We start from the raw sequence: 24,949 nt of genomic DNA, 5'->3' as shown, positions 1-24,949 counted from the left end.
CCGGGGAGTCAAAGTTAATCCCCTTTTCTGGGAAAAAGCTTGTGACGAACCCAGCCTCTCAGGCTATTCCCCCCCAAAACATAGCGATCCAGTTCCTCCTGCATGTGAAGGAAACGATCGCTGTCCCGAAACATAAATTCTCTCTTCAGCATCCGGCGTTGGGGGTTCAGCTTTTTAATAACTTTAGCCGGATTGCCTCCCACTACCGTATTGGGAGGCACGTCTTTCACAACCACCGCACCTGCTGCCACAACACTGTTCTCGCCTATAGTGATACCCTTGCCAACTTTCGCACCGTGCCCCACCCAGACATTATCTTCCAGCACAATAGGTTTGCTGCAACGGAAGGGGCGCAGACGGTTATAGAGACCGTGCCAGTCGCTGTCGGATATGTAGCAATCGGCGGCTAACATACAGTTGTCACCAATGGTAATGCTGGCTGCTGAAGATATTGTAGTTCCCGGAGATATCAGGCAATGATCACCTATTTTGATATCACCCTGGATTCCCCGGCCGCTCCAGGTGGAAAGACTGACCGGGTTATGGCGGATACTGATCAGGTGGACAAAACGACCAATGGAAATACCGGCACCATGAACATTGACAGTAGAAGGGTGAACCACCATGGGGTGTTCGCCCAGATGTTCAAAATGTTTGCTGAAAAAGTGCCGGATATAAAACCGCTGCCAGCGGTCTGAGAGCACCTTGATCCAGAAAGGTTTATGATTTTTACGCACTGTCCAAGCCTGATTTGTTATTATGCCTTTGCAGCCAGTCATCTGACTGAACTACTTCCGACGTATAAGTTGAAAAAACGAACGACCTCTTTACAGACGGGTCTTTTACAAACGGGTCTTTTACAAGCTATGCCTCTAAAACTGCCACTCAATATCGATTCGGTTAAAGGCTTTCTGGCACCGGATGAAGGTGAAGCACTTTATCAGTTCGCCCTGAAAGCCAGCCAGCTGGGCCCCTGTCTGGAAATTGGCAGTTACTGTGGCAAGTCTACGGTCTACCTGGGTGTTGCCTGTCAGCAAAATAACAGTGTGCTCTACGCCGTCGATCACCACCGGGGTTCAGAAGAGCACCAGCTGGGAGAAGAGTACCATGACAGTGACCTCTACGATGCCAGCATTCAACAGATGGATAGCTTTAAAGCGTTCCGAACCACAATGCGCGAAGCCAAACTGGAAGATACGGTTGTCCCTGTTGTTGCACCTTCAGCGGTAGCATCCCGTCACTGGGCCACGCCTCTGGGCATGGTGTTTATTGACGGCGGTCACAGTGAAGCAGCCGCCCGGACAGATTTTCGCAGCTGGGTCAGCTTTATCAAGCCCGGCGGCATTCTGGCCATACACGATATCTTCCCCGATCCCAAAGACGGTGGGCAGGCACCCTACAATATCTCGAAGCTGGCGAAAGCCTCCGGATTGTTTGAAGAGCTGCCCATGGTCAACACTCTGGGGCTTTTCCGCCGCCTTTAATTGTTAACTGCTGCCAGAGCTTCTTCGGTTTCTGGCAGTTCCACTTCCGGTTTTATCTCCAGACTTGATTCCAGGAACAGACGGGAAGCGGCTGTGTGCTCGGTCAGAGCATCGGCTGCCAGCAAAATAGCACCGGCAGTCCAGGTCGTTTTTTCCTGCGGCCAGATCACCTCTTCAACGTATTGATAGCCTGTCCAATAGCCGCCATCACTGTCACGCCAGTTGTGCAACCAGCTATAGAGCTGAGTGGCTTTCTGCTTTTCACCGGCAGCCAGCAGCGCCATGGTCAGCTCGCAGGATTCAGCGATGGTGACCCAGGGTTGATCGCTGACACAGAGACAGCCCATGTCTTTACGTACAAACTTGTCCCAGAATGTCTGGATTCGGTCACGGGCTTCCTGACCACGGAAGACACCGGCCAGAATGGGATAAAACCAGTCCATGGAAAAACGCTCTTTGCTTTCCCAGGTGCGGTCGAAGTACTCGGGATGGAATTTCAGAGCCTGCCCCAACTGTTGCCAGGCATTGAGCCATGGCTCAACCTTCCTGTTCAGCGCTTGAGCGATCAGAATGGCGCATTCGAGACTTTTCAGAACCGAAGAGCAGCCTGTAATCAGCGCGTCTTTGTGTGGCTCACCATCTTCCATGACCGCCCAATAAATCTCGCCAGTAGACGACTGTTGTCGTAATACAAACTGGATAGCACTTTCGACCATGGGCCAGTTCAGTTCCAGAAACCCGATATTTTCAGTAATCAGATAGTGATGCCAGACACCGGTCGCCACATAGGCGACAAAGTTCGTTTCTCGCTTATCACTGTATAGAGGCTTGCCGTCCTGATAGTTGGCGAACCAGCTGCCATCTTCCAGCTGCTCTTTTCGCAGCCAGCCATAGGCGCTTTCAGCTTCAGAATAATGACCAATAATACTCAGTCCCATGGCCGCTTCGGTATGATCCCAGGGGTCCAGCTTGCCACCGGTAAACCAGGGAATGCTGCCATCTTCCTGCTGTACAGAGAGGATGTGCTCTGCTGTTTTGTTGAGAAAATCTCTTGGGAACAGGCCTTTGGTCAGCAGCAGGCTATCCATAACAGACCTCCTTGTTGGTATCGTTGGATTTACCTCTGCCTGACTCCCACTCGAAGTACATCACGACACTTTTTCCCATGACCGGATCAAGCAGCTTTTCGGTAATGCGGGTCACCTTCGGCTTTTTCATAAGATCCCATACCAGCAGTTTGTGATAGTGATCGACCAGTTTAGAGGGCTGTTCCCATTTCCAGCACTTCAGCCACCAGTAGGGAACGTGCAGGGCGTGAGCCCAGTGTCGTGAATAACGACGCCAGCCAAGCGATTCGATATCATGGCGCAGATGCGTGGCGTTGAAGATGCGAATATGGCCACCTTCCACCTCATGGTATGCTTTGCTCAGTCGCCAGCAGATCTCTTCCGGCCAGGCTCTGGGCACACTGACTGCCAGCAAACCATCGGGCTTCAATACCCGTTTGATCTCGGCCAGCACCCCCAGGTAATCGGGAATATGCTCCAACACTTCGGAACAGATTATTTTGTCGAACGTGTCGTCTTCAAAAGGCAATTCCAGAGCGTTGCCCTGAATAAAACGAAGACTGCGACCGTCTTCTGCCCCCTGCAGAAATTGTTCAGACTCCTGCTGCCTGTCACGGGCTGTTTGCAAGTCTTTTTCGCAAAGGTCCAAACCTGTCACATCCACTCTGACCTTCAGCCAGGCTGCGATGGAGTGACGGCCCTCACCGCAACCCACGTCCAGCACTTTATCGCCACTGCGTAACTTCAGACGATTAAAATCTATGGTTTGCATATTGTTTCAGTTATCCTCTGGCATCATCCGCTGACAGCGGTTCGCTGGTCAGGCTCTGCATCGGCAGCGATTGTGGCTTTTAATTCTTCGGGTTCTTGTTCAGTATCCAACAGGTTCAGGTAATACTGGCTGAACTGTCTGGCGGCTAGTTTCCAGCAGAAGGTATCCAGAATTCGTTGTCGGCCAAGCTGGCCGTATTTCATCCGCTGTTCAGGGTTTTCCAACAGTGTCCGCAAGGCTTGTGCCAGGGCTTTGCTGTTGCCAGCCCGGACAATCAGGCCAGCATCTCCCACAACTTCAGGGAGAGCTCCTCCGTCTGAAGAAATTACCGCACATCCACAGGACATGGCTTCTCCGGCCGGCAGCCCAAAACCCTCATAGAGTGAAGGGGTCACAGCAATGGCGGCCTGGGAATAGTATTCCACCATTTGTTCAGTGGAAATGCCGGACACAAAAGTTACCACTGAACCAAGATTCAGTTGTTTCAACTGCCGCTCTGTCTGACCACCTGCTCTCAGTTTGCCTACCACCAGCAGTTCCAGCTCAGGATAGTCCGGTTTTAACAAAGCCATGGCTTCCAGAAGGTGTTTTAAACCTTTCAGAGGCTGGTCCGCAGAGGCTGTTGTCATAATTCTGAACGGCTTGCGTTCGATATGGGGTTGAGGACTGAAGACTTCGGTATCAATCCCATTATAAATAAGACTAATGTCGTCAGCTGGACGCTCAAAGGCTTCAGCAATATCCCCCCGGGACTGCTCCGAAACAGTGACAATGTGCTTCAGTTTACGAACCACTTTGCCCTGCATGGTCAGGAAGGAATACCAGCGACGAGTCAACAGACGGTGCTTCCAGTCAGGCGCGGCATCCAGAGCCAACTGTCTGTCCCGGGTTATGGGGTGATGGACGGTGGCTACAACGGGAATACCCTGTTTTTGCAGGTCCAGAAGGCCATAGCCGAGACTCTGGTTGTCATGAATAATGTCGTAGTCATGACCGTTTTTGCGCAGATATTTCACGACACGACGAGTAAATGTGTAGGGCTCGGCAAAGCCTCCGGTCAGCATGGCCCACCACTCAAAGAAATCAGACCAGGATTTCAGGTGTCTGGGTCTCAGGGCTGTGACATGACTTTGCTGGTTGAACAGATCCAGACTGGGGATTTCAATCAGACCCACCCGGGGATCAAGATCCGGATAAGGAGGGCCGGAAATAACATCAACCTGATGACCGGCTTCCACCAGAGCCTTGCTCAGGTACTTGAGATAGATGCCCTGACCGCCCACAAAGGGATGACTTCGATAACACAGCAGACAGATTTTAAGTGACCTGGCAGGCTGTTCGGATACCTCAGACGACAGGGGGCTTGCTGACGTCAGTGTGTTGGGCAGTTTTTCTTGTACGGTCATTGAATAACCTGTCACCAGACTGGTTTATGGGCTTGAAACAGTGCTGTTTGCTGAATGTGACGGGACAAAGGCCACCGTTTTCTACCCGTATCATTTATGCGGGTGAGTCCTTTCTGTCAGACTCGGACAGGCTCCTGATCGTCAGGGTCGTGGGAAAATAGCATAAAGTGAAGCGGGCGTGAAATGGCGGGTGCATATCGAATAAATCTCTGAGGGTCATACTCCCTTTGTCTGCAGCGAACTGATGACAGATCTACCTTCATGCCTCACCTCTTGGGGCAGAATATTGGCCACGCAAAAAACTGTTATAACATTTTTATGCGCAATAAAATGTTATAAAAATACACTTTATTGCGCATAAAAGTGTATACACCTACACTTTATCTAAGAACGATCAAAAATCCGACATAACCCATGAAAAGATTGTTGCTGAAAAAACTGCTTGATTGGAAGCAAAGCCCTTCGAGAAAGCCTGTTCTGCTTGATGGTGCAAGGCAAACGGGCAAATCTTTTCTCCTTGAAACACTGTTCGGTGGACACTTCGAACAAGTCATACGCCTGGATTTTCTTGAGCAGCCCGGTTTGGCGAATCTGTTTGCCGACTCTCTCAAACCAGACGATATTATCACCAATATTGAGATTGAACTGAACATCAGCATTGACAGGCAAAAAGATCTCATCATTTTCGATGAGGTTGGAGAATGTCTGGCGGCCCTTCACTCCCTGAAGTTTTTTGCTGAACAGTGTCCTCATATGTATCTTTGTGCATCGGGGTCAAATATTGGTCTTCTGGATTCATTTCCCGTTGGTAAGGTGGAATGGCTTGAACTCTACCCAATGACATTTGAGGAATTCCTCCTGGCCTCCAATCAACCGCCTCTGGTTAAAGCTTTTGAACAAATGAATCTGGGTAAGGTAGCTCATGAAAAGCTCTTCAGTTTGCTTATTGACTATTACTTTGTTGGAGGGATGCCAGAAGCAGTAAAGGCCTGGTTTGAGATTGATAAAGACATCACTGAAAGAACCCGGACAGTCCAACAAATACATACTTCACTTCTCTCGGGTTATGAGCGCGATTTCGGAAAGTACTCCGATAAACTTTCTGCACAACATATACAGGCAATTTTTAAAAATGTGCCAGTTCAGTTATCCAATACCATGGACGACTCAGTTAAACGGTTTAAGTTCAAAGACGTTTTAGAGAAAAAAAGTCGCTACAAAGAGCTGGCGGGCCCCATTAACTGGCTGGAAAATTGCCGACTGATATCCAAGTGTCACCCCATAGACTGCAAGCCTGACTCCCCCCTTAAACCACTGGCCAAAGAAAATATCTTCAAACTGTTTTTATTCGATATTGGCTTACTGGGACACATGCTGCAGATCAACTACAAGGAGCATCGGGATCAGAAGTATCACTACAAGGGTTTTATCGCAGAAAACTTCATACAAAACGAACTCATCACCCTGATCGGCAAGCCAACCTATTCATGGGAATACGCCAGAAGTGAAATCGAATTTCTGTATAAAACCGAAGCAGGTGACATCGTACCTGTAGAAGTAAAAAGTGGCAAAAGGACTCGAGCCAAATCGCTGCAAACTTATGTCCAGCGATATAGCCCAAATACAACACTCAAGCTGATTGGTTCAACAGGCTCACTGGATGACCCTGCTGCCAGAGTCCTGCCTTTGTATTACATTTCTAAAATCAAAGAGATTCTGGGGTAATTTGAACAGCCGGACTTCTGTGCGCCAGGTGCTGCTGGAACAATAAGAGATGGGAGCGAGATATATAAAAAATTGTCTTACTTCTATAGATGGCCTATAACTAAATGATCCAATGAAGTTTTGATCCGGGGGCGATCTGGATTCGACGACGGTATCGAAACCTTAGGTGCATGCCGAGGACGTAGTGGTTCTCGTTAATCAAAACACTACAAACCTTATAGTTGCCAACCTGGTAGCTCTTGGAGACGCTCAAAACGAACTCTTCGATCAAGAAGAGATCGCACTTGCAGCTTAATCGTAGCTAAACCCTACGAGTCTTCCAGTCTGTCCGGCTCGTCTACTGGCCGGTTTTTGGACTGTCACCGTAAGTAGACTCGCGAGGCCCGGTATGCCTGTGGCTGGCCAGCTAAAACTTAACAGGATCGCTCAGTAGAACCCCGACCGCTGGGTCGTTACTGAGTTAAATCCAAAGGCGGATCTAAGCATGTAGAGCCGAAGGCTGAGAATCGGCGGACGCGGGTTCAATTCCCGCCGCCTCCACCAATATAAAGCCCTGTGGATAATTGATCTGCAGGGCTTTTTTTATGTCTGACAAGACACTTTTTCTTCAGGGTTCCGAAAAAGTATCAAAGGTTTGTCGAGCGAAACTTCCAGCCGTTTTCGCAGGTTTATCTCCGGGTCGTGCAATTCTCGAGCGCATGAACATTTGCCACCTGCCTGAAACACATCATCCCTGACGGACTATTTTTGAAGAAATAAAGATTTCTTATCAAGTTTGTTTGTTCCCACAAACTTCTATCTTGAAGTAATTTGGAGTCAATATGAAAATTGCAGTACTGTCTCGCAACCCCAAACTGTACTCTACTCGTCGTTTAAAAGAAGCCGGCGAAGAAAGAGGACATGAAGTTGATATTATTGACACACTCCGATGTTATATGGATGTAACACGCAGTCGCCCCACTGTTCGTTGTGATGGTGAGTCTCTTCCATACTACGACGCAGTCATACCAAGAATTGGCGCTTCAATTACATTTTATGGCACCGCCATCGTCAGGCAATTTGAAATGATGGGCACATTCTGTGTGAATGAATCTGTTGCCATTACTCGCTCTCGCGACAAATTACGTTCTTTACAATTGTTGTCACGAAAAGATATTGGATTACCGAGAACAGGCTTTGCCTGTAAACCCGAGAATGTAAAGGACCTTATCAAAAACGTAGGTGGAGCCCCCCTGGTTATAAAATTACTGGAAGGTACTCAGGGTATCGGAGTAGTTCTCGCAGAGAATCAGAAAGCAGCAGAAGCAATAATTGAGGCTTTTTTTGGGTTGAAAGCTAATATTTTAGTTCAGGAGTTTATAAAAGAAGCAGGAGGTGCAGATCTCCGTTGCTTTGTGATTGGCAGCAAAGTCGTAGCCGCTATAAAACGACAGGGAGCAGATGGAGAATTTCGCTCAAACCTCCATCGCGGTGGAACAGCAACGCTTGTCCGTTTGTCAAAAGAGGAGAGAGCGACTGCCGTTAATGCCGCAAAAGTAATGGGACTGAATGTCTGTGGTGTCGACCTTTTACAATCTGACAATGGGCCAGTCGTTATGGAAGTTAACTCCTCTCCGGGACTGCAGGGCATTGAAACAGCAACAGGAAAAAATGTTGCTGGCATGATCTACGAATTTATTGAAAGCAAAGCAACTAAATCAACCCGAACCCGTGGAAAAGGCTGAAGGTGACAAAGATGTTATTACCAGATATCAGTATCGGTGGCTCTGTGATCAAGGCCGGGCAAACCAGACAAGTTAGTCTGGAGGTTGCAAAGCTGTACACCGATACCGACTTTTCAGTACCTGTACATGTTATACACAGTAAAAAACCGGGTCCAAAAGTCTTTGTGTCTGCAGCTGTTCATGGTGATGAACTGAACGGAATTGAGATTATTCGTCGGCTAATAAATTTAAAGACATTTAAAGTTACTGTGGGCACATTAATTCTTGTTCCAATGGTTAATGTTTATGGCGTGCTTTATCAAAGCCGATACCTCCCAGATCGCCGAGATTTAAACAGAAGCTTTCCCGGTTCACCGAAAGGCTCATTGGCCAGCCGGTTAGCTCATATATTCCTGAAAGAAATAGTCAGCCTCTGTGAATACGGCATAGACCTCCACACAGGTGCTATTCATCGCTCAAACCTGCCTCAGATTCGTGCCAACCTGACGGATAAAGAAACACTCTCTCTGGCCCGTGCATTCGGTGTACCCGTTTTATTGAACGCCAATATTCGTGATAATTCTCTTCGACAGGCAGCTGAAGAGCACAATGCGCGAATACTGCTTTATGAAGCTGGAGAAGCCTTAAGATTTGATGAAGTCAGTATACGTGCGGGAGTTCATGGCGTTATCAATGTGTTAGCTGAACTGGGGATGCTCAGACTAAGGCGCAAAATAAAAGCTTTTACTCCCTACATAGCGAACAAAAGTTCGTGGGTCAGGGCTAATGCCAGCGGCATTATCAACTCACTTAAAAATCTTGGTGATCAGGTTGATAAGGGAACTCCATTAGCCACTATTGGTAGCCCACTTGGTGAAATCATTGATGTAGTAAAAGCGACACAGGCAGGCATCATTATTGGTAAACAGAATATCCCTCTCGTTCAGGAGGGTGAGGCTATGTTTCATATCGCTTTCTTTTCTGCATCCGATGATGATGTTGCTGAAGATATAGAAATGATGCAGGAAGAACTGCAAACTGAATCGTCCGTCTTGGAGTAACTTAAATGTTTAAAAAAATACAAAAAGCAAACAACAAACCTGTTATTGGCTGTGTAGAGCTATGCGACCTGCCAGACCTGGGTATTTGTGGCGTTGAAGTACGCATTGATACCGGAGCAAAAACCTCCTCCCTGCATGTGGACAATTTAATATCCTTTGAAGACGAGGGGAGCCCATGGGTTATGTTTGACCTGCATCCAAACCTCCATAACGTGGAAGAAGTTCTAAGCTGTAAAGCGCCTGTTAAAGATATCAAAACCATAAGGTCATCAAACGGGATGATAGAAAAACGGTATGTGATTAGTACCACATTAAAATTGCATGACTACATCTGGACTATCGATGTAACACTTTCTAACCGTGCAAAGATGACATATCTGATGTTACTTGGAAGAGAAGGGATGGGTAATTTTTTTTTAGTAGATCCTTCTCGGAAATTTATGAAGAACAAATAGGATAGATACATTCTTTGGGTGTGAATGCCAAACCATGCTGGCAGCAACACTCGATTCTGCCTGCCTATTGCGACCTGTATATTCTCGTCGATGAAGTTACCACCCGGGATGCCATTCCAGATGGAAAGATATGAGGAGACCACCGGTAAAGTGATTTTCGGATTTTTAACCATGCAGCAGTCATCTACTAATGTTTTTCGGGAACTTATACGGGGTCCAGCGTGTCTTATGTGTATGGGTTAAGCAATTTTAAATCAGCTCATTCTAATTAATTCACTAAACTTCTTGACTGAAGCCAAGTGTTCTGAAGATTGGAGGATCGTGTAATGAAGAGATTTCTCAAATTTGGCCTTCCTTTCACCCTGTTATTTTCTCTGGGTGCGAGTGCCGAACCATGTTGGCAGCAACAGTCGGTTCTGCCTGCCGACGGCAACCTGTGTATTCTCATCGATGATAAAGTGGAGCCAGATCAACCAAAATGGTTTTTCGGCAGGGCGGCACTGGATCTGAGTGAAACCGACCAGGCGGATGGCAAAATAAAACACTTTTGTGTTTATGAAGTAAAGAGTGAAGGTGGCTATGACATCAGGCGCAGCAATGACTATTTCTGGCTGGATGCGACGGAAAGTGAGGTCCAGTCAAGATTTCAAATACTGCCTAAGCACAAAAATGATCCACTCAGCCCTGATCAGTCTGATAAATGGGTTTTGAGCTCAGGCGCTCTGGCAGATCTTTTCAAGTTCTGCTCTGCTGAAAAACCAGAAGTGGTTGATTCAAGCGATATCAGCATGTGCGCAAAACCTTTGCAGAACGAAAGCATTGCTTTCGGAAAACTTTCCACACAGGCTAAATGCAAGGTGTTTGATGCAGCGGTAGGCGAAGGTGTATTGCCCCTCCGTCTGGTGCAGGCTATGCGTAAAGATATGTCTTATGCCACGTGGATAGGCGTTGGCTGGGCTGTGCGCAATGGTCAGCCATTTGCCACGCATACGGTTTATGGCCCTCCCTACTCCACAGAATATTGCCTGCTTCAGGCCATGATTCGAGGCCACGAGTACTGTAGCGTTGATAAAACCGGTCACTATCAAACTGGCAATCTGATTGACTACGATGACACAGCCGACGGCATAAACGACGCTTATCTTTTAAATTATCCTGATCAACCCTCAGGCAAACCGGAACTGTAATATCAGGGATTACTGCTATCAATCGACAGTCTGGCGGCCTCAAGCAGAAAGACGGCTAAAATAACATGTCAATAACTGTTAGATTTTAAAAGCTATTCTTCGCAAAAAAGCAGTAGATCCCTGACAACAATGGAAATAAGAAAAGCACAACGCAGCGATGCCCATAGAGCTTTTGAGCTTCGAACTCTGGCGATACGTTCTGAATGCAAAGGCCATTACAGTGATGAAGCCATCGCTCTTTGGACTGATGGTTCTGCCACTGAGAAATTTGTCGATGACGTTGAGCAGAATTTTCATGTTGTGATGATGAAAGGGGAAGTGGCCGGTACAGGAATGATTGATATTGGGAACGGTATGATCGATGCCATCTTTGTGGACCCTCGATTTATGGGAATGGGCGTAGCCCGCAGGATGATGACTCACCTGGAACAGATTGCGAGAGAAGCCGGTCTGCCTGAGATGAAGCTGAATTCAACTTTGAATGCGGCTCCCTTTTATAGACTTTGTGGTTTTGAAGGAAATGAAGTATCGACTTATCATTCTTCCAGAGGATTTCAGCTGGACTGCATTCCCATGACGAAAAACCTCTCTGATGATGCCTGCTGACTCATTGTTGTGGTTTCACCCACACTTCTAAGAGGCTGTCGCAAAAGTGCTGCGCTTCTCCGAGGGCAGCCCTGGAGGCGGCTGGGATGCTCATTTACTCGTTGTAAACTGGCCTTTTTCGCCAATTGGTGCTGTGTCTCAGCTTGACTCGGTAGTTTTTCAGCAGCCTCTTAACCCGTTGCTATTCGTGACTTTCAGCTGAACCGTAAAGACAGGGTTTGTACCTATCCATCATCGTTTATTCATCTATATTATATGGAAATAATAACAAACAAACTTTATGTCATATTGATATTCCGGAATTACTATGAACGATTTCATTTCTGCATCGAATAATCTTCTTTGGGGAAGTATCCTGATTTACCTGCTGCTAGGAGCCGGTATTTTATTCACTATTCGTACCCGCTTCGTGCAGTTTCGCCGCTTCGGTCTGGCCGCCAGAACCATGATGGGAAGTCGCAGAACCCACTCCCACCGCCAGATTTCTGCGTTCCAGGCATTCTGCACCAGTCTTGCGGCCCGAATAGGTACCGGTAATATCGCCGGTGTTGCCGTTGCCATCTACCTGGGTGGACCCGGTGCTATCTTCTGGATGTGGCTGATCGCCCTGCTGGGTATGGCAACCAGCTTTTCTGAAAACATTCTCGCCCAGATATACAAAACCAACAATGGCGACGGCACCTATCGCGGAGGTCCCGCTTACTATATGCAGAAAGCGTTGGGTCAGCGCTGGATGGGCATTGCTTTTTCCATCGCCCTGATTATCGCATTCGGATTTGCTTTCAACAGTGTTCAGTCCAACTCTATTGCGGCTGCTTTTTCGGGTTATAACATTGCTCCTGAGTACATTGGTGCAGGTCTGGTACTGGTCAGCGGCATTGTTATCTTTGGCGGCATTCGTTCCATTGCCAAAGTCGCTGAAATGATTGTTCCTGTGATGGCTCTGGGCTACCTGGCTGTGGCTCTCGTGATCGTTGCCATGAATGTCTCTGAACTGCCAGCTGTATTCACTCTGATTTTCAAGAGTGCTTTCGGTCTTGAAACAGCTATGGGTGGCGGTGTTGGCTACATGGTTTCCCAGGCGATGATGCAAGGTATCAAGCGCGGTCTTTTCTCCAACGAAGCGGGTATGGGTAGCGCACCTAACGCTGCAGCGACTGCACACTCCACTCACCCGGTCAGTCAGGGCATGATGGGAATGCTGGGCGTATTTATGGACACTATCGTCGTATGTACAGCCACGGCTGCTATCATTCTGATGTCTGGCATGCTGGAACCGGGCAGTGGCCTGACCGGCGTTGCATTGACTCAGGCTGCCCTGTCCAGTGAGATAGGTTCCTGGGGTGAACATCTGGTTGCAGTAGCTATTTTGTTGTTTGCTTTCACTTCCATCATTGCCAACTACTACTACGGTGAGTCCAACCTGCTGTTTATCAAAAACAGCAAGCCTCTGTTGGTGCTTTATCGTCTGGCAGTGCTGGTTATGGTGTTCTGGGGCTCTATTGGCAATCTTCCTGCCGTCTGGGCTTTTGCCGACCTGTCTATGGGTATCATGGCCCTGATCAACATTACCGCTATTCTGCTACTGTCAGGCATCGTTGTGCAGGTTCTGAAAGACTTTGACGAACAGGTGGCTGACGGCGTTGTCCCGGTATTTAACCGTAAGAAGTTTCCATTGCTTGATAAGACCATGGATAAAGACGTATGGCAGGAGCACAATGCTGGCGGGGTTCAACCATACCCTATCCCGAAAGTGAAGGCCCAGACGGCTACTGAATAACATCTGTTGAGGTCGAGCCACCTGCCCGACCTCTTTTTCCTGAAAATGCTCTCCTGCTTGACATAAAACCGCTTCAGCAGAACCTGTCCTAACCCGGATTTGTGATATGCTTGAGCCCGTTTAAAGTTATCCAGGTGAGTACCGTCCTTTTTGCCATGCACTGAAGCACTCTGGCTGTGAAAGGTCATCCCAAAGGCAGGTATTCCCCCACCAAGTCAATGGAAAAGGTTTCTGAGCATGCCGGAAAAAAAGCAGGGCTTCGCCTTTGAGCAGTCGCTCACCGAACTGGATACACTGGTCCAGCAAATGGAATCCGGTGATATGTCGCTGGAAGAGTCACTGAAGGCCTTTGAAAAAGGGGTAAAGCTGACACGTGAATGTCAGAAAGCCCTGACTGAAGCAGAACAGAGAGTCCAGCAGCTTCTGGAAAATCAGGGCCAGCCGGAAACCCGCCCGTTCGATCCGACAGAAGGCCAATAATCCATGACTCTGCTGGAATACATCAAGGGTTGTCAAAGCCGCGTTGATGAGCAGCTCAAAAATCATCTTCCCGGAATCAGTCAGGTCAGTGAAAGACTGGTTGAGGCTATGTCCTACTCCGTTTTTAACGGCGGCAAACGCGTCCGACCGATCCTGGTTTATGCCGCCTCTGAAGCCCTCGGCGGCGAGCAGACTCAAGCAGACCCTGCTGCCTGCGCTGTAGAGCTGATCCATGCTTACTCCCTGGTACATGATGATCTTCCAGCAATGGATGACGATGACCTTAGAAGAGGCAAACCCACCTGCCACAAAGCTTTTGATGAAGCCACAGCCATTCTGGCCGGTGACGCTCTGCAAACCCTGGCTTTTGAAGTACTGGCTACCAACAGTCATGAATTACCCGCGCCTGTCCGTCTGCAACTGGTCAGGGAGCTGGCCCGTGCTTCTGGCCATGGGGGCATGTGCGGTGGCCAATCCATGGACCTCAACTCGGTAGGCAGTCCTCTGAATCAGGAACAGCTGCAGTTAATGCACAGCCACAAAACCGGGGCGCTGATTCGCGCCAGTGTTGTCATGGGCGCCATCTCAAGCGGTAAAGTCGAAAGGGAACAACTGACCCACCTTATTCGTTATGCGGACGCTATCGGTCTGGCTTTTCAGGTTCAGGATGACATTCTTGATGTCACTGTCGACACCGAAGTACTGGGCAAACAACAGGGGGCAGACCTGGCTCTCGACAAGCCCACTTACGTATCGCTCATGGGACTGGAAGGAGCCAGAGAGCTCGCCAGCTCCCTTTCTCAGCAGGCGATTCACTCCCTTGAAAGCTTCGGGAGTCGAGCCATAATACTCAGGCAAATGGCAGAGTATCTCATCCAGAGATCTCATTGAACCGATCTGAGCAGTATTCCAATAGAAAAAACCTCCTGTTCAGGTACAATCCTATAATTCACCGATGACATTTACTGTTATCATTCTTTGCCCTTTGAGAAGAGTGTGGAATGATATCAGTCTCTCATGACTGTGTTATGACGCTGTCAGGCTTCGATACCCTCAAACCTGGCAAACTGCCGGAAGCATCAAGGTTTCCCCTTCCCGTCCCATACAAGTTGTGGTGAATGAGGAACTACGTCGAATTTTTGAAAAGCGACCCGGAACACCGCTTCCCCTGAAAAAGTCGCTTTTTATGGCTGAGAGGCCTGGATCGCAAGCAAACATGTTTCACGAAATACCCAAGACAAAACCTGATACTCCGCTGTTGGATCAGGTCGATACGCCTGATCAGCTGCGCCAACTTGACAGGACAGATCTGCCCCAGCTGGCCCGGGAACTCAGAGAATTTCTGCTCTACTCGGTCGGTCAGGTAGGTGGGCATTTTGGTGCCGGGCTGGGTGTTGTTGAACTGACTGTCGCCCTGCACTATCTCTTCGATACCCCCCATGATCGCCTGGTATGGGATGTGGGCCACCAGACCTATCCCCATAAAATAATCACTGGTCGCAAAGACAAAATGAGCACTCTTCGACAGAAAGACGGTCTGGCTGCGTTTCCAAAAAGAGAAGAAAGTGAATTTGATACTTTTGGCGTAGGTCACTCCAGTACGTCTATCAGTGCCGCAATGGGCATGGCGACCAGCGCTCGACTGAAAGGAGAAAAACGTCGTACCGTTGCCGTGATTGGCGATGGTTCCATGACGGCCGGGATGGCTTATGAAGCCATGAACCATGCCGCCGACCTCAAAGCCAACATGCTGGTTATTTTAAACGACAATGACATGTCCATTTCAAAAAGCGTGGGCGGCTTGTCGAATTATCTGACCAAAATCTTATCCAGCAGGACCTATCACCATATTCGGGAAGGCAGCAAGAAAGTACTTAATGGCATCCCCCATGCCTGGGAGCTGGCGCGCAGGACCGAAGAACACATGAAGGGAATGATCATTCCCGGTACTCTGTTCGAAGAAATGGGTTTTAACTATTTTGGTCCTATTGACGGCCACGACCTGCCCATGTTGCTGCATACTCTTGAAAACCTCAAAGATCTGGACGGTCCTCAATTCCTGCACGTAGTAACCCGCAAGGGTAAAGGCTTTACACCGGCAGAAAAAGACCCTATTGGTTATCACGCCATCACAAAACTGGAACCCAGCTCCAAAGCCAGTGAAGAAAAACCCAGTCTTCCCAAAAAACCCAAGTACTGTAATGTCTTTGGTCAATGGCTCTGCGACATGGCTGCAAAAGACGACAAACTGGTCGGTATTACCCCGGCCATGTGTGAAGGCTCGGACCTGATTCGCTTTGCTGATCGCTACCCGGATCGCTATTTTGATGTCGCCATTGCCGAACAGCACGCAGTGACTCTGGCTGCTGGTATGGCTTGTGAGGGGATGAAGCCCGTCGTAGCGATATACTCTACTTTCCTGCAACGAGCCTACGATCAGCTGATTCACGACGTTGCTGTTCAAAAGCTGAATGTTCTTTTCGCCATCGACCGGGCAGGCATGGTTGGCGAAGACGGCCCGACTCATGGCGGCTGTTTTGATATTGCCTACCTGCGCTGTGTACCTGAAATGCTGGTCATGACGCCTTCTGATGAAGATGAAACCCGTCGTATGCTCTCTACAGGTTACCAGTATAAGGGACCGGCTTCTGTCCGTTATCCCAGAGGAACCGGACCCGGTGTCGCGATCAGTGAAAGTCTGGAACCCATGACAATCGGTAAAGGAGAAATTCGTCGTCGGGGACAGCAAGTAGCTATTCTCTCTTTCGGCACTTTGCTGCAGAACGCTCTGCAAGTCGCTGACGAACTGAATGCCACTGTCGCAAACATGCGCTTTGTCAAACCGCTGGATAAAGAGCTCATTCAACAACTGGCCAAAGATCATGAACTGCTGGTCACTCTGGAAGAAGGCTGCATTGCCGGTGGAGCCGGCTCAGCCGTTTCCGAGTTCCTGAATGAGCATGGCATTAATGTGCCCATCATGCAGCTGGGCATTCCGGATGACTACATCGAAGCCGCCAGTCACAAACAACAACTGGCCGAGTGTGGACTGGATGCCGAGGGTATCAGACGATCCATTTTGAAACGCATGAGCCGGAGCCTGAAAAGAGCGATTAAAATCGCCCACGTCACCCCGGCCTGATCATCTCATTATCAGCCTCCTGTTCATGGGAGGCTGATTCATTTCACTTCTGATACTCTGATCTATTGCTGAACAGATGTTGCTAAATGCATAGCTTCTTCGCCTTCCATCTGAATGGTCACATCTTCATACAGTGATATTTTATTGTCGCGCATCTCTATATAGCCAAATATTTTAAACAAGGCGGTAGTGCCCTCATTGGAGGTTACTCTGGAGGTGTGGTGATCGAACCCCCGGTCACCGTCAAAAAAAATCCGATGCACAGAAATATCTACGCTTCTGGTATGCTCCTTTATCCACTGTAATCGCTCGCAAATTTGTCGGCTGCCCTCCAGACGTCTTTCATTGATGATTATGACGGCGTCCTCCGTAAAATAATCAGTCACTTTTGAGGTGTCATGCTTTGCCAGGACAATTTGTAGAGCATCACAGAAAAGTTGCACTTTTTGCTGATAAGTCATTACCTTTGCATTCATGAGTACTATTCCTACCTTCGACATCCTCCCCGCCGTGAAGAGGGTGTCGCAAAACTCTCTCCAGCGTGGGAACGAGTTGACTCCCGTCATTCTCGTCATTCCCGCGAAGGCGGGAATCCACACTGACTCACCACCAGAACCGTACTGCCCGGTGCTCCCCTGGCCTTGTCATCTCCGAGAAGGCAGAGACCCACCGTTGGCGCTGGATTCCCGCCTTCGCGGGAATGACGACCTTCAGAGCATGGGAACGAGCTGTTGGAGTTTTGCGACACCTTCTGAACGACGGGGATTCCTACAGCTAGGAGCCTGACCGAGAATAGCGCCCGTAGCGAGGACGGCAGAAAATTGAGGATGAAAATTCGGTTTTGTGAGGAGAATAGCGAGCTATTTGACGAACAAAAGCGGATTTTCAGACCAATTTGCTGCCGCCGCAGTAGGGCAGACTATTCTCGGTCAGGCTCCTAGAGGGTCATGCCCGAGCGCAGTGTACACCTTACCCAACAGCGGCATACACCTTATTCGACAATCTGCTCTACCTTTCAGATTGTCTGGGCGACCCCTTTAACAAACACGGGCAGAAAGCGGAAGGTATTTTACTTTTCCTGTCAGGTAGCGTAATCGCTAAAAACACCTGACGGATAGCAAAACAGCACAAGGGGCTTGCTCTGCAAGCCGAGCTTTCATCCCCGTCCTCAAAGTACGGGGTTTTACGCTCATTCGATAAGAAAGGTTCAATTTCTTCAGATATCCCACCCATTCTGAACCAACTGGAAATTGATTCAAATGAATGGCTCAAAACCATGAGATGGAATAACCGCCTTTATCGGGCAATGGGCAGGCTGGAAGCCATGAAAACTATTGCTCGGAAAATGGGGCAGTAATGAGTATAGGGATCGTTTACCTGTAGTCGCTCATTTCATGGCGTAAGCTGACTGCCCAACTTTTCCATTGTTATTTGTTTGTCCTGTCATATGGGGACCTTTACTATTTCTGACTTTTCCCCTTTTGAGCTATTCGTTTGTCGTTTGTTATGACAAACGATTATTCTGCTTGGCTGTAGGTTTGATGGTCTGCTGGGCTCGCGGTTAATAGGCCGTATTTTATATTTTTATATGGATGTCCTATTTTTCTTTTGAACTTTAATGACCATTACCTGTCTAAAACTTAGATGGCCATTGCTAGTCTAAAACTACAAATTATTACGAGGGATATATAATGACTTACGGAGTAACAACCAGCGCCGCAGTCAGTGCGGTAACTCAACCGCCGCATTACAGTGCAGCTGCGTCCAGGACCGATTCGGAGGCTACAACGCTTATTCCACGTGTTGATCAGCCTTCTGTAGATGAGGCTTCAGGCATTGCAGCCCGTAAAGCAACTAAAAGAAAGTTTGAAGAAGTACTGTTGGTTCCGACAGACAGGCCGCCTTCTGGCAGTCATCCCTCTACTTCCATTTTGGAAAATAGAGAAAATAACCATGAAAAATATTCACAAATGACTAACGCAGAATATGCTAGCACGTTTAGTTATGACGATCCGTTAGGATCAAATATAGAAGTTATCCTGGGAACAGGGGATTCAATTTGGGCTGAGTTGCCTTCCATTTATAGTGCGTGTCATCGTTATTGTTATCTTCTGATTTCTGCGAGTGAGAACAGAATTAATGCGGCCATGCATACTGCCATGAATGAAATAAACCTTGACTCTCATAAGGGAGAGGTCGATGATTTTTTAGAGGAATTCGGTGATAAAAAGTATAAAAAACTACTTTTTGTAAGAGACCATGAACTCTACTCCCATCTTGTTGAAAATGGTACCAGATTGGGTAACAACAGCGACGTTTATGTGTGTTTTTTTAATGAAAATCCTGTTACCGCATCCGACTACGATATTCAGTGTGATGCAAGACATAACAAATACGTGATATTAGACTCATCCGATAAATCAATCATAAAAGAGGGCAGAATATTTCATGATTAAATCCTCATTAGCCGACAGCTTGCACTAAGTTCTGTGCAAACTGTCAAGTGCCGAAAACAATGGAAAATACAAGACACTCGTAACCTGTTCCTTTTTTGGGATATATGGTTGATTTGTTTCCAGTAGCATTTTTGGGTGCCCAGTTTATTTCATATGGGACCTTTGCTATTTCTGACTTTTTCCCCTTTTGAGTCATTCGTTTGTCGTTTGTTATGACAAACGATTATTCTGGGGAGCTGTCAGGGTTTGACGGGCTGCTGGGCTCGCGGCTTATGGGCTGTATTTATATGGATGTCCTACTTTTTTCACCAAGAGCCAGAAACAGGTCGCATCTGGCTCCAGCTCAGACATCATGCAGTATCGTACAAGTGTCCCAGCTTCCAGACCTTGGTGGTCAGGTACTTCTCGTTATGAGGATTCTGCCCAGTCTGATGGGGCTGACGATGAATAATATCAATCCCCTGACGGGTCAAGGCTTCAACCTTTTTAGGATTATTGGTCATCAGTACTAACTGTGTAACCCCCAGATGATCCAGCATGGTCTTGCACATATCGTATTTGCGCAGATCAGCAGCAAAACCCAGTTCTTCGTTGGCTTCTACGGTATCCAGACCTGTATCCTGAAGCTGGTAAGCCCGTACTTTGTTCAGCAGACCAATGCCACGGCCTTCCTGACGCAGATACAGGATAACCCCGCGACCAGCTTCGGCAATCTTGCGCATGGCCTCCTCAAGCTGGGGGCCGCAATCACAGCGCATGCTGAAAAGAGCATCTCCGGTCAGACACTCTGAATGAACCCGTGCCAGAACGGGACCACCCTGACTCACATCCCCCATGGAGAGAGCCAGATGCTCCTTGCCGGTGCCACTCTCTTCAAATCCATGCATCATGAACTCACCGAAAGGGGTGGGCAAGCGAGACTCTGCAACGTAACGAACAGACACTCACTACTCCTCAAGACAGTCGTGCGTTGGGATTGTAACAGTACAAGATGTTACAGGCGAGTTAATATGGAGCCTCCAGTGTCATGACCCCGCCTTCCTCACTGAATCGGATATTCTTCAGATAACTCATACCCAGTAACACCTTTTCAGGGCTGCTGCCTTCGATGACCGTCGCTTCAACATTGGCAACCCGTATGCCGCCGACGGACACGAAATCCAGCATCACCCGAAAACCCCTGACGACGCCACTGGCCGTTTCGACACGAACCGCGCTGCCATCCCTGTAGCGAATGCCAAGACGGTCAGCCGTGGCACCGTTGATGGCGACAACATTCGCTCCGGTATCTATCAGCACCTGAACCGGATTATTGTTAATGACACTCTGGGCAAGGTACTGCCCATCATTGCTTCTGTTGATTCGAAACGTCAAAAGCTCCGGCGATTGAATGCCGTTACCCATATCGCGACTGAGAAAATAATCTTTCGCTACGCCATTGATTTCGAGCCGGGCTTTTCGACTGCTGGCGTCGATCAGTTTGACACCTTTCACCGGTTCTTGACCGGCCTTGAGAAATTGACGTTCACCATCAATGAAGACAAGAGCTTTGTCTGGAAACAGGGCCACTACCCTGACATTGACGGCGTGGGAAGAGTATGAAAAAGACAACAATAGGCTGGTAAAAACCCCAGCAATCACCTTGAAAGAGAATACTGATTTCATTCTATTTTTTATTTTGATCACCCACGAAGGGTTATAACCAATTCCGTTTAGGCTCTATCTTGCTCACCACAGGCGATAGGGTCAAGTTGTTAGACACAGCCGAATATTTTATTCTCGAAAACACCCACCAACTCTCAGAGTCGGCACTCAGCTCTATGGCTCTGAGATCCAACAGGACACAAGCCATCAGAGCACAAAACAAGCAATAACCTGAAGACAGACAAGCGCAAAAATACCAGCCACAATGTCGTCTATCATTATACCCAGACCACCATGCACTCTCTTGTCTAACCAACCGATGGGCCAGGGTTTCCAGATATCGAAGATTCGGAACAGGATAAAACCGACTAACACCCACTCCCAGCCTCTGGGAGCAGCTAGCATAGTAATCCAGTAACCGACAAATTCATCCCAGACAATACCCGGATGGTCATGGACGCCCAGATCTTTAGAAGTCTTTCCACACAGCCAGATGCCCAAAATAATACTGACAACCAGTACTAAAAAATAATTCCAGAGCGGCAGGTACTGGAACATCAAATAGAAAGGAATGGCCGCTACCGTACCAAAGGTTCCCGGCGCAACAGGCGACAGGCCACTACCCAGACCAAAGGCTAAAAAGTGCACCGGATTTTTCCAGACTGAGGGTGTATTGCTCATAAGTTTCTGTAGTCCATGAAAGAATGCTCTTTCATAAAAAAGATGTCACTAAAAGTGCTGGTAGGCTCGTGGAGAAAGTGGCTCTGCCGTCTCTGCATCCACCAGCCCGGTAGCGGAAGTTATTCGACCGATACAGGTTACAGGATTTTCAGCCAGCAGGCTGTCAGGAAGCTGCAACTTTTTTCGATCGGGCCATGTAAAGCACAGCTCATAATCATCGCCTCCGGCCAGGGCCAGCTCCCTGGCTTTCTCCAGACCCTGCAAACTTTTCAGCTCTTTGGAGACGGGAACCGATGAAGTACTGATTTGAGCACCTACCTGGCTGGCTTTGAGAATATGCCCCAAATCGCCCAATAGACCATCGGAAATATCCAGGGCAGCTGTGGCTCCATTTTCCAGTAACCACTGACCCAACGCTATTCTGGGTGTCGGTCGATAGTAACGTTCCAGCAGATGACGCTGTTCGAGGGTGCGAACACTGCCCGGGCTCTCACCTCTCAAAACATCAGGTAATGCACCGACAGCGTCACCAAGACAACCACTGACGTAAATCAGGTCTCCAACTTTAGCGCCATTTCGCCGCAGCGCTTGAGCTACAGGTAATGTTCCCTGTACCTGTATCGAGAGGGTCAATGGCCCGAGGGTGGTGTCACCCCCGATCAATCCTATCTGATAGGTTGACGCAAGCTCTGCCAAACCGTCAGAAAACGACTGCAGCCAGACATCATTCGATTCAGGCATGGTGAGACCCAGCGTAAAACTGTGGGGTTTTGCCCCCATAGCGGCGAGGTCACTGAGATTAACGGCCAGCGCCCGACAACCCAGCAGATAAGGGTCGCAGTTTTTCGGGAAGTGAATGCCTTCAACCAGCGTATCCAGGGATTGAGCCAGTTGTTGACCAGGTTGAAGAGACAGAAGCGCACAATCGTCGCCTATACCAACGACATCACTTAAGTGCGATCGAAGACCCGGACGATCGAAGAAACTGCGAATCAGATCAAATTCGCCAAGCGCCATAGGAAAGGTTCCAGCCAAGCTAAAATGTGAGTTTAACCTGCTGTCAGGCGGGTTAACAGATCAGGAGACAACAGCGCTACCTCCTGATCAAAAACCGATTACTTCCGACGGAAGTTACGCACCTCGTCAGGACGAACACGGGGTGCCAGCTTGTCCAGAATGCCGTTTATGTAACGGTGAGAATCCTGAGCACCAAACCGCTTAACCAGCTCAATCGCTTCGTTGATGACCACGCGGTATGGGACATCAGAGCGATTCATCAGTTCGTAGCAACCAATGCGTAGAGCCGACATTTCAACCGGGTCCAGCTGTGAAATGGGACGGTCCAGCAGCGGCGACATGGCGTCATCGAGTTGACTGACTTCACGGGCAATCCCGGTCAGCAGCATGTGGAAATAGCCGTCGTCAACTTTGCTGAAATCGTTGTCCGCACGGAACTGCATTTCAATCTGGGTGACGGATGACTGGGACATCTGCCACTGGTACAGGGCTTGCAGCGCCAGTTGACGTGCACGACGACGGGCAGATGGTTTAGGACGCGGGGCAGGTTTCTGCCCGGTTTCCTGCTTCTCAGTGGACAACTCAGGCCTCCAGTTTCTTGAGCAGGGACACCATTTCGAAAGCTGCCATGGCAGCCTCTTCACCCTTGTTACCCGCTTTGGTGCCGGCACGCTCGATAGCCTGTTCAATGGTGTCTACGGTCAGAACACCAAAGCTCACTGGAATTTCTTCCTCCAGATTCACGCTGGACAGGCCTTTCACGCACTCGTTAGCAACGAATTCAAAGTGTGGCGTGCCACCACGAATGACGGCACCCAGAGCAATAATAGCGTCGAAGCGTTGGGTTTTGGCGACTTTTTTAACAGTCAGTGGAATTTCGAACGCACCCGGACAACGAATAATAGTAATATCTTCTTCCGCAACACCGTGACGGGTCAGGCTGTCCACAGCCGCATTGAGCAGACTTTCTACAACAAAGGCATTCCAGCGGCCAACAACAATCGCATACTTGCCGTCATTAGCCTGCAGAGTACCTTCGATGGTTTGCAATGACATTGCGCTTTCCTCAATAAATCTTTGTAATGCACTTACTTCAAAGTACATGTGCTCTGACGTTCAGTCTTCACACGGGATATATTCTACAATTTCCAGATCAAATCCGGACAGGGCAGCGAAGCGAACCGGTGAGCTGAGCAGGCGCATTTTGCCTACTCCCAGGTCACGCAGAATCTGTGAACCGGTACCAATGGTCAGATAAGCACCGGACATACCGTTGCTGCCACTCTTGCCTTCCGAGAACTTTTCCAGTGCTCCGCCCAGGTCCAGTCTGGACTCAGAGTCCAGCAGCACAATCACGCCACGACCTTCACTGGCCACTTTGGCCATCGCCTTGTGCAGCGGCCAGCTGGACTTACCGCTTTCCGGATGTGCCGACAGCAGATCACGGAATGGTTCCATAGCGTGAACTCGCACCAGCGCCGGAGAGTTCGGTGTAATATAGCCCTTGGTCAGGGCAATGTGCGTAGCGCCGCTGATAGAATCCTTGTAGGCCGTCATATCAAACTGACCAAAATCGGTATCCAGTGTGCGCCGCTCTGACTTTTCAACGGTTTTCTCATTCAGGATTCGGTAGTTGATCAGATCGGCGATGGTGCCGATTTTCAGATCATGCTCTTTGGCAAACACTTCCAGGTCGGGACGACGAGCCATCGTGCCGTCTTCGTTCATGATCTCGATGATAGCGGCTGCCGGTGTCAGTCCGGCCAGACGCGCCAGGTCACAACCGGCTTCGGTATGACCCGCACGGCTGAGTACACCGCCAGGCTGCGCTCTCAATGGGAATACATGACCTGGCTGAACAATATCGCCGGGGCGGGACAGTGGGTCCGCTGCCACTCGAATGGTTCTGGCCCGGTCATGGGCAGAAATACCTGTGGTTACGCCTTCTGCGGCTTCAATGGAAACGGTAAAAGGTGTACCAAAGCCCGATGCATTGTCTTCCGAAGTCACCATCGGTGGCAGCCCCAGAAAATCACAGCGCTCTCCGGTCAGTGTCAGGCAGAGCAGACCTCTGGCCTCCCGGGCCATGAAATTCACGATCTCAGGAGTGATTTTTTCAGCAGCGATTATCAGGTCACCTTCGTTTTCACGGTCCTCATCATCTATCAGGATGACAGGTTTCCCGAGGCGAATATCCTCAATAATCTCTTCAATGGAGTTAAGCTGCATAACACCCCCATGTGTGTTTTTTATACATCCGGTATGCGAAACCGGCGTATTCTA

25 protein-coding genes and 1 other RNA gene are annotated in these 24,949 nt (G+C 48.8%); 14 read left to right on the top strand and 12 right to left on the bottom strand.

Features of this window, described 5'->3' with window-relative positions:
* Positions 1–14: 14 nt before the first annotated feature.
* Entirely contained in the window at positions 15–737 is a 723-nt protein-coding gene (locus ACOJUO_RS11615) for an acyltransferase (protein ID WP_422136862.1), read from the bottom strand.
* Between ACOJUO_RS11615 and ACOJUO_RS11610 the strand changes: the two genes are divergently transcribed.
* Complete coding sequence (locus ACOJUO_RS11610; RefSeq protein WP_422139857.1) at positions 723–1,484, top strand: class I SAM-dependent methyltransferase; 762 nt, start codon at positions 723–725, stop codon at positions 1,482–1,484. The two genes, ACOJUO_RS11615 and ACOJUO_RS11610, sit on opposite strands and share 15 nt — an antisense overlap.
* Here the strand turns inward: ACOJUO_RS11610 and ACOJUO_RS11605 are convergent.
* From ACOJUO_RS11605 to ACOJUO_RS11595, 3 genes are read right to left on the bottom strand one after another with little or no spacing between them, the layout of a single operon-like run.
* A complete protein-coding gene (locus ACOJUO_RS11605) occupies positions 1,481–2,572 on the bottom strand; it encodes a prenyltransferase/squalene oxidase repeat-containing protein (RefSeq protein ID WP_422139856.1) in 1,092 nt (363 codons plus the stop codon). The genes ACOJUO_RS11610 and ACOJUO_RS11605 overlap by 4 nt on opposite strands.
* Positions 2,565–3,323 carry a class I SAM-dependent methyltransferase gene (locus tag ACOJUO_RS11600; protein ID WP_422136859.1) on the bottom strand — a complete coding sequence of 253 codons (759 nt, stop codon included), beginning with the start codon at positions 3,321–3,323 and terminating at the stop codon, positions 2,565–2,567. Before ACOJUO_RS11600 ends, ACOJUO_RS11605 begins: the two co-directional genes overlap by 8 nt.
* 23 nt (positions 3,324–3,346) lie before the next feature.
* Entirely contained in the window at positions 3,347–4,729 is a 1,383-nt protein-coding gene (locus ACOJUO_RS11595) for a glycosyltransferase family 4 protein (RefSeq protein ID WP_422139855.1), read from the bottom strand.
* Positions 4,730–5,155: 426 nt separating this feature from the next.
* Here ACOJUO_RS11595 and ACOJUO_RS11590 point away from each other — a divergent pair, with 426 nt between their 5' ends.
* The 11 genes from ACOJUO_RS11590 to dxs all read left to right on the top strand — a co-directional run bounded on the left by ACOJUO_RS11590 (position 5,156) and on the right by dxs (position 16,868).
* Complete coding sequence (locus tag ACOJUO_RS11590) at positions 5,156–6,454, top strand: ATP-binding protein (protein ID WP_422139854.1); 1,299 nt, start codon at positions 5,156–5,158, stop codon at positions 6,452–6,454.
* A gap of 127 nt (positions 6,455–6,581) precedes the next feature.
* Positions 6,582–6,997, top strand: a transfer-messenger RNA (tmRNA) gene (gene ssrA / locus ACOJUO_RS11585).
* A 278-nt stretch (positions 6,998–7,275) separates the two neighbouring features.
* Positions 7,276–8,178, top strand: a complete 903-nt coding sequence (gene rimK, locus ACOJUO_RS11580) for a 30S ribosomal protein S6--L-glutamate ligase (RefSeq protein ID WP_422136856.1) — start codon at positions 7,276–7,278, stop codon at positions 8,176–8,178.
* A gap of 11 nt (positions 8,179–8,189) precedes the next feature.
* Entirely contained in the window at positions 8,190–9,218 is a 1,029-nt protein-coding gene (locus tag ACOJUO_RS11575) for a succinylglutamate desuccinylase/aspartoacylase family protein (RefSeq protein WP_422139853.1), read from the top strand.
* A gap of 5 nt (positions 9,219–9,223) precedes the next feature.
* Complete coding sequence (locus ACOJUO_RS11570) at positions 9,224–9,673, top strand: ATP-dependent zinc protease (protein ID WP_422136854.1); 450 nt, start codon at positions 9,224–9,226, stop codon at positions 9,671–9,673.
* Positions 9,674–9,999: 326 nt separating this feature from the next.
* Positions 10,000–10,860, top strand: a complete 861-nt coding sequence (locus ACOJUO_RS11565; protein ID WP_422136853.1) for a hypothetical protein — start codon at positions 10,000–10,002, stop codon at positions 10,858–10,860.
* A 129-nt stretch (positions 10,861–10,989) separates the two neighbouring features.
* Positions 10,990–11,466, top strand: coding sequence for a GNAT family N-acetyltransferase (locus tag ACOJUO_RS11560; RefSeq protein ID WP_422136852.1), 477 nt, complete (start codon positions 10,990–10,992; stop codon positions 11,464–11,466).
* Positions 11,467–11,773: 307 nt separating this feature from the next.
* Positions 11,774–13,246 carry an alanine/glycine:cation symporter family protein gene (locus ACOJUO_RS11555; protein ID WP_422139852.1) on the top strand — a complete coding sequence of 491 codons (1,473 nt, stop codon included), beginning with the start codon at positions 11,774–11,776 and terminating at the stop codon, positions 13,244–13,246.
* A gap of 237 nt (positions 13,247–13,483) precedes the next feature.
* Entirely contained in the window at positions 13,484–13,726 is a 243-nt protein-coding gene (locus tag ACOJUO_RS11550; RefSeq protein ID WP_317143495.1) for an exodeoxyribonuclease VII small subunit, read from the top strand.
* A gap of 3 nt (positions 13,727–13,729) precedes the next feature.
* On the top strand, positions 13,730–14,617 hold the full coding sequence (ispA, locus tag ACOJUO_RS11545) for a (2E,6E)-farnesyl diphosphate synthase (RefSeq protein WP_422139851.1): 888 nt from the start codon (positions 13,730–13,732) through the stop codon (positions 14,615–14,617).
* A gap of 325 nt (positions 14,618–14,942) precedes the next feature.
* Entirely contained in the window at positions 14,943–16,868 is a 1,926-nt protein-coding gene (gene dxs / locus ACOJUO_RS11540) for a 1-deoxy-D-xylulose-5-phosphate synthase (protein WP_422139850.1), read from the top strand.
* A gap of 62 nt (positions 16,869–16,930) precedes the next feature.
* Here dxs and ACOJUO_RS11535 read toward each other — a convergent pair whose 3' ends face one another.
* The gene (locus ACOJUO_RS11535; protein ID WP_422136847.1) at positions 16,931–17,344 is read right to left on the bottom strand and encodes a nuclear transport factor 2 family protein; all 414 of its coding nucleotides are present in this window, start codon (positions 17,342–17,344) and stop codon (positions 16,931–16,933) included.
* Between the two features lie 76 nt (positions 17,345–17,420).
* On the opposite strand from ACOJUO_RS11535, the gene ACOJUO_RS11530 reads away from it, so the two are divergent.
* Both ACOJUO_RS11530 and ACOJUO_RS11525 read left to right on the top strand, forming a co-directional pair.
* Positions 17,421–17,654, top strand: coding sequence for a hypothetical protein (locus ACOJUO_RS11530; RefSeq protein WP_422136846.1), 234 nt, complete (start codon positions 17,421–17,423; stop codon positions 17,652–17,654).
* A gap of 905 nt (positions 17,655–18,559) precedes the next feature.
* On the top strand, positions 18,560–19,324 hold the full coding sequence (locus ACOJUO_RS11525; RefSeq protein ID WP_422136845.1) for a hypothetical protein: 765 nt from the start codon (positions 18,560–18,562) through the stop codon (positions 19,322–19,324).
* Positions 19,325–19,674: 350 nt separating this feature from the next.
* On the opposite strand, the gene ribA is transcribed toward ACOJUO_RS11525, so the two are convergent.
* From ribA to ribBA, 7 genes are all read right to left on the bottom strand, one after another.
* On the bottom strand, positions 19,675–20,268 hold the full coding sequence (gene ribA / locus ACOJUO_RS11520; protein ID WP_422136844.1) for a GTP cyclohydrolase II: 594 nt from the start codon (positions 20,266–20,268) through the stop codon (positions 19,675–19,677).
* A gap of 61 nt (positions 20,269–20,329) precedes the next feature.
* Complete coding sequence (locus tag ACOJUO_RS11515) at positions 20,330–20,989, bottom strand: retropepsin-like aspartic protease family protein (protein ID WP_422136843.1); 660 nt, start codon at positions 20,987–20,989, stop codon at positions 20,330–20,332.
* A 186-nt stretch (positions 20,990–21,175) separates the two neighbouring features.
* Positions 21,176–21,649, bottom strand: coding sequence for a phosphatidylglycerophosphatase A (locus tag ACOJUO_RS11510; protein ID WP_422139849.1), 474 nt, complete (start codon positions 21,647–21,649; stop codon positions 21,176–21,178).
* 48 nt (positions 21,650–21,697) lie between these two features.
* Positions 21,698–22,666: a thiamine-phosphate kinase gene (gene thiL / locus ACOJUO_RS11505; protein WP_422139848.1), complete on the bottom strand. Its 969-nt coding sequence runs from the start codon at positions 22,664–22,666 to the stop codon at positions 21,698–21,700.
* A gap of 98 nt (positions 22,667–22,764) precedes the next feature.
* A complete protein-coding gene (nusB, locus tag ACOJUO_RS11500) occupies positions 22,765–23,247 on the bottom strand; it encodes a transcription antitermination factor NusB (protein ID WP_422136840.1) in 483 nt (160 codons plus the stop codon).
* A gap of 1 nt (position 23,248) precedes the next feature.
* Positions 23,249–23,722, bottom strand: a complete 474-nt coding sequence (ribE, locus tag ACOJUO_RS11495; RefSeq protein ID WP_422136839.1) for a 6,7-dimethyl-8-ribityllumazine synthase — start codon at positions 23,720–23,722, stop codon at positions 23,249–23,251.
* Between the two features lie 60 nt (positions 23,723–23,782).
* A complete protein-coding gene (ribBA, locus tag ACOJUO_RS11490) occupies positions 23,783–24,895 on the bottom strand; it encodes a bifunctional 3,4-dihydroxy-2-butanone-4-phosphate synthase/GTP cyclohydrolase II (RefSeq protein WP_422136838.1) in 1,113 nt (370 codons plus the stop codon).
* Positions 24,896–24,949: the final 54 nt, after the last annotated feature.

This window comes from Endozoicomonas sp. ALC020 (assembly GCF_049275935.1).
In the GTDB taxonomy this organism is placed as follows: domain Bacteria; phylum Pseudomonadota; class Gammaproteobacteria; order Pseudomonadales; family Endozoicomonadaceae; genus Endozoicomonas_A.
Note: the sequence above shows the minus strand (reverse complement) of the source record. Positions and strands in the feature narration are given on the sequence as shown.

Coding starts and splice junctions, on each gene's coding strand:
- ispA (WP_422139851.1), top strand. CDS start 13,730: ATGACTCTGCTGGAATACATCAAGGGTTGTCAAAGCCGCGTTGATGAG.
- ribE (WP_422136839.1), bottom strand. CDS start 23,722: ATGTCATTGCAAACCATCGAAGGTACTCTGCAGGCTAATGACGGCAAG.
- ACOJUO_RS11525 (WP_422136845.1), top strand. CDS start 18,560: ATGACTTACGGAGTAACAACCAGCGCCGCAGTCAGTGCGGTAACTCAA.
- ACOJUO_RS11510 (WP_422139849.1), bottom strand. CDS start 21,649: ATGAGCAATACACCCTCAGTCTGGAAAAATCCGGTGCACTTTTTAGCC.
- ACOJUO_RS11575 (WP_422139853.1), top strand. CDS start 8,190: ATGTTATTACCAGATATCAGTATCGGTGGCTCTGTGATCAAGGCCGGG.
- ACOJUO_RS11565 (WP_422136853.1), top strand. CDS start 10,000: ATGAAGAGATTTCTCAAATTTGGCCTTCCTTTCACCCTGTTATTTTCT.
- thiL (WP_422139848.1), bottom strand. CDS start 22,666: ATGGCGCTTGGCGAATTTGATCTGATTCGCAGTTTCTTCGATCGTCCG.
- dxs (WP_422139850.1), top strand. CDS start 14,943: ATGTTTCACGAAATACCCAAGACAAAACCTGATACTCCGCTGTTGGAT.
- ACOJUO_RS11570 (WP_422136854.1), top strand. CDS start 9,224: ATGTTTAAAAAAATACAAAAAGCAAACAACAAACCTGTTATTGGCTGT.
- ACOJUO_RS11610 (WP_422139857.1), top strand. CDS start 723: ATGATTTTTACGCACTGTCCAAGCCTGATTTGTTATTATGCCTTTGCA.
- ACOJUO_RS11515 (WP_422136843.1), bottom strand. CDS start 20,989: ATGAAATCAGTATTCTCTTTCAAGGTGATTGCTGGGGTTTTTACCAGC.
- ACOJUO_RS11605 (WP_422139856.1), bottom strand. CDS start 2,572: ATGGATAGCCTGCTGCTGACCAAAGGCCTGTTCCCAAGAGATTTTCTC.
- rimK (WP_422136856.1), top strand. CDS start 7,276: ATGAAAATTGCAGTACTGTCTCGCAACCCCAAACTGTACTCTACTCGT.
- ACOJUO_RS11595 (WP_422139855.1), bottom strand. CDS start 4,729: ATGACCGTACAAGAAAAACTGCCCAACACACTGACGTCAGCAAGCCCC.
- ribBA (WP_422136838.1), bottom strand. CDS start 24,895: ATGCAGCTTAACTCCATTGAAGAGATTATTGAGGATATTCGCCTCGGG.
- ACOJUO_RS11535 (WP_422136847.1), bottom strand. CDS start 17,344: ATGAATGCAAAGGTAATGACTTATCAGCAAAAAGTGCAACTTTTCTGT.
- ACOJUO_RS11600 (WP_422136859.1), bottom strand. CDS start 3,323: ATGCAAACCATAGATTTTAATCGTCTGAAGTTACGCAGTGGCGATAAA.
- ACOJUO_RS11555 (WP_422139852.1), top strand. CDS start 11,774: ATGAACGATTTCATTTCTGCATCGAATAATCTTCTTTGGGGAAGTATC.
- ACOJUO_RS11550 (WP_317143495.1), top strand. CDS start 13,484: ATGCCGGAAAAAAAGCAGGGCTTCGCCTTTGAGCAGTCGCTCACCGAA.
- ACOJUO_RS11560 (WP_422136852.1), top strand. CDS start 10,990: ATGGAAATAAGAAAAGCACAACGCAGCGATGCCCATAGAGCTTTTGAG.